General features: G+C 60.4%; 4 protein-coding genes. All 4 read right to left on the bottom strand.

Going from position 1 to position 4042, the window contains the following annotated elements:
- Positions 1 to 211 precede the first annotated feature (211 nt).
- Positions 212 to 652, bottom strand: coding sequence for a carboxymuconolactone decarboxylase family protein (locus tag BMX93_RS12540; protein WP_091971668.1), 441 nt, complete (start codon positions 650 to 652; stop codon positions 212 to 214).
- A 211-nt stretch (positions 653 to 863) separates the two neighbouring features.
- Positions 864 to 1838: a class 1b ribonucleoside-diphosphate reductase subunit beta gene (gene nrdF / locus BMX93_RS12535; protein WP_091971665.1), complete on the bottom strand. Its 975-nt coding sequence runs from the start codon at positions 1836 to 1838 to the stop codon at positions 864 to 866.
- 38 nt (positions 1839 to 1876) lie between these two features.
- The gene (locus tag BMX93_RS13460) at positions 1877 to 3016 is read right to left on the bottom strand and encodes a ribonucleotide reductase large subunit (RefSeq protein WP_281245674.1); all 1140 of its coding nucleotides are present in this window, start codon (positions 3014 to 3016) and stop codon (positions 1877 to 1879) included.
- Entirely contained in the window at positions 2899 to 3942 is a 1044-nt protein-coding gene (locus tag BMX93_RS13455; protein ID WP_425438786.1) for a ribonucleotide reductase N-terminal alpha domain-containing protein, read from the bottom strand. The genes BMX93_RS13460 and BMX93_RS13455 overlap by 118 nt, the downstream gene beginning before the upstream one ends.
- Between the last annotated feature and the right edge of the window lie 100 nt (positions 3943 to 4042).

Genomic DNA, 4042 nt, shown 5'->3' with positions numbered 1-4042 from the left:
CCCTGGGCTTCCGCAACCTCACCAACTACATCGCCAGAAGCCTGCTCGAGACAGGCGGATTCAGACCCCAACTACACCCTCGATTGGGATGAGCCACATTACCGGCCGTCGCCTGGCTGGCTCCCTGGGCGACGGTACAGACGGCAGGGCCGATGGCCCCGATGCGCGTCTCGTAGGAGCGCGCATCGGGGCCATCGGCGAGGATTGGGCGTCAGTCGAGGGGCGGCGGAGCGAGGTGGGTCGACACGCCGATCCGGTTCCATACGTTGATCGCGGCGATGGCGAGGACGAGGTCGGACAGCTCCTTGTCGGAGAAGTACTTCGACGCTTCGTCCCAGGTCTGATCGGTGACGCCCTGCTCGGAAACGAGGGTGACCTCCTCGGTGAGGGCCAGCGCGGCACGCTCCTTGTCGCTGAAGAAGGGCGCCTCCTTCCAGGCCGCCACGGCGAAGATCTTGCGCACCGGCACGCCGTTCTTCTGCAGATCGCTCGAGTGCATGTCGACGCAGAAGGCGCAGCCGTTCAGTTGCGAGGCGCGCAGCTTCACCAGGTCGAGAAGCACATGGTCGACGTTCTTCTGGACGTAGGCCTCGAACGCCCCGACGGCCTTGTAGCCCTCGGGCGATTGCTTGTTGATGGCAAGTCGTGACATAGAACCTCCTGGTGTTCAGGGCCGGCCCCGGCAGCGCCGGGATCGTGGAGCACAGCGACTCCGTCTCGATTGTTGCCTTGTCAAGCCGCCACACCAGGCGATGGCCGGGGGTTACGCCAGCAGGCGATTTCCTTGCCATGGTGGGCCCGCCATGACCACCCGCGGTGCACCGCGGGGACCTGGTGCCACCGCTTCGGGGAATCAATGCTCCTCAGAAATCCCAGTCCTCGTCCTCGGTGGCCACGGCCTTCGTCATCACATAGGAGGATCCGGAACCCGAGAAGAAATCGTGGTTCTCGTCGGCATTCGGCGATAGGGCGGACAGCACGGCGGGGTTCACGTCGGCGATGGCCTCCGGGAACAGCGCCTCGTAGCCAAGGTTCATCAACGCCTTGTTGGCGTTGTAGTGCAGGAACTTCTTCACCTCGTCGGTCCAGCCCACCGCATCGTAGAGATCGTGGGTATATTTCACCTCGTTCTCGTACAGCTCATAGAGCAACGAGAAGGTATAGTCCTTCAGGTCCTTTTGCCCGGAATCGTCGAGCGCCTCCAGGCCTCGCTGGAATTTGTATCCGATGTAGTAGCCGTGCACGGCCTCGTCTCGGATGATGAGGCGGATCACGTCGGCAGTGTTCGTGAGCTCGGCCTTCGATGAGAAGTAGAGCGGCAGATAGAAGCCGGAGTAGAACAAGAAACTCTCCAGCAGGGTCGACGCAACTTTGCGCTTGAGCGGTTCGTCGCCGCGATAATAGTCCAGGACAATCCTCGCCTTTCGCTGCAGGAATTCATTGTCCGAGGACCAGGCATACGCGTCATCGATCTCGTGGGTGGTGGCAAGTGTCGAGAAGATAGATGAGTAGCTCTTCGCATGGACCGACTCCATGAAGGCGATGTTCGTATAGACAGCCTCCTCGTGAGGGGTCAACGAGTCGGGGATGAGTGACACGGCGCCCACCGTGCCCTGAATCGTATCGAGCAGGGTGAGCCCCGCAAAGACCCGCATGGTGAGCAGTCGTTCCTGCGCGGAAAGCCGCGCCCATGACGCGACATCATTCGACAACGGAATCTTCTCCGGCAGCCAGAAGTTCCCGGTGAGGCGATTCCAGACCTCCACGTCCTTCTCGTCTGCTACGCGATTCCAGTTGATTGCTTCCACATGTTCCAGCAGATGTGTTTCCGTGGCCATGGCCGTCTCCTCGATTCGACGAAAGATCAGGGGGTGGTTCAGAGCATGCAGCTCACGCAGTGCTCGACCTCGGTGCCTTCAAGGGCGCGCTGGCGCAGCCTGATGTAGTAGAGCGTCTTGATGCCCTTGCGCCAGGCATAGATCTGGGCGCGATTCACGTCCCGGGTGGTCGCAGTGTCCTTGAAGAACAGCGTGAGCGAGAGCCCCTGATCGACATGCTGCGTGGCGACCGCGTAGGTATCGATGATCTTCTCGTAGCCGATCTCATACGCGTCCTCGTAGTATTCGAGGTTGTCGTTAGTCATGAATGGCGCCGGATAGTAGACGCGGCCCACGGTGCCTTCCTTGCGGATCTCCACCTTGGACACGATAGGGTGGATCGACGACGTGGAGTTGTTGATATAGGAGATCGAGCCGGTCGGCGGCACGGCCTGCAAGTTCTGGTTGTAGATGCCATGCTCCATCACCGAGGCCCGCAGCGCCTGCCAGTCGGCCCGATTCGGAATGTGCTGGTGGGCGAACAGTTCGCGGACCCGAGCAGTCGCAGGCACCCACTCCTGGTTCACGTACTTGTCGAAGAACTCCCCCGATGCGTACCGGGACTCGGCGAACCCATCGAAGGCCACGCCTCGCTCCATGGCCAGCTCATTGGATGTCCGCAGGGCGTGGAACAGCACCGTGTAGAAATAGATGTTCGTGAAATCGAGGGCGATGTCGGAGCCGTAGTGAATGTGCTCCCGGGCCAGATACCCATGCAGGTTCATCTGGCCCAGCCCGATGGCATGGCAGCGGGCATTCCCGCTGTCGACCGAGCGCACGGAGGGGGTATGGCTCTGGTCGCTCACCGAGGTGAGCGCGCGCACCGCAGTCTCGACGGTCTTGGCGAGATCGGGGGAGTCCATCGCGAGGGCGATGTTGAGCGAACCCAGGTTGCACGAGATGTCCTTGCCGATCTCGTCATAGGACAAGTCCTCGTGGTAGCTGGTGGGTGTATTGACCTGAAGAATCTCCGAGCACAGATTGGACATGTTGATCCGGCCCTTGATCGGGCTGTTCCGATTCACCGTGTCCTCGAACACGATATACGGATAGCCGGACTCGAATTGTATTTCAGCGAGCGTCTGGAAGAACTGTCGAGCGTCGATCTTGGTCTTCTTGATCCGCGGATCCTCAACCATCTCCCGATACTTCTCGGTGATGCTGATGTCACCGAGGGGAACGCATAGACGCGTTCCACATCATAGGGCGAGAAGAGGAACATGTCTTCACCACGCTTGGCCAGCTCGAAAGTGATGTCGGGAATCACCACCCCCAATGACAGAGTCTTGATCCGGATCTTCTCGTCGGCGTTTTCCCGCTTCGTGTCAAGGAAACGCATGATGTCCGGATGATGGGCCGACAGATAGACGGCGCCGGCACCCTGACGGGCGCCGAGCTGGTTGGCGTAGCTGAAGCTGTCCTCGAGAAGCTTCATCACCGGGATGACCCCGGACGACTGGTTCTGGATCTGCTTGATCGGCGCTCCGGCCTCGCGCAGGTTCGACAACAGGAGCGCCACTCCCCCACCGCGCTTGGAGAGCTGGAGGGCCGAATTGATCCCTCGGCCGATCGACTCCATGTTGTCCTCGATGCGCAGCAGGAAGCAGGACACCAGACCGCCGCGTTGCGCCTTCCCGGCGTTGAGGAATGTGGGCGTGGCGGGCTGAAAACGCCCTGAGATCATTTCGATGACGAGGTGCCGGGCCAAGATCTTGTCGCCGTTGCCCAGGACCAGTGCAGTCATCACGATCCGGTCCTCGAAACGCTCGAGGTAGTGGAGGCCGTCGAAGGTCTTGAGCGCGTAGCTGGTATAGAACTTGAAGGCGCCAAGGAAGGTCTTGAAGCGGAATCTAGTGGAAAACGCCAGATCGGTGAGCTCCTGGATGAATTCGAAAGGGTATTTCGTGAGCAGTTCCGCCTCATAGTAGCCATCTTCCACAAGATGGTCGAGCCGCTCCCTCAGCGAGTGGAAGAGCACCGTGTTCGGGTTCACGTGCTGCCGGAAGAACTCTCGCGCTGCGCGCCGGTCTGCATCGAACTGTATTCTCCCGTCCGAGTCGTACAGATTGAGGGCTCATCCCAATCGAGGGTGTAGTTGGGGTCTGAATCCGCCTGTCTCGAGCAGGCTTCTGGCGATGTAGTTGGTGAGGTTGCGGAAGCCCAGG

Source organism: Propionibacterium cyclohexanicum (assembly GCF_900111365.1).
In the GTDB taxonomy this organism is placed as follows: Bacteria; Actinomycetota; Actinomycetes; order Propionibacteriales; family Propionibacteriaceae; genus Propionibacterium; species Propionibacterium cyclohexanicum.
This window is presented reverse-complemented; position numbering and strand designations above follow the sequence as displayed.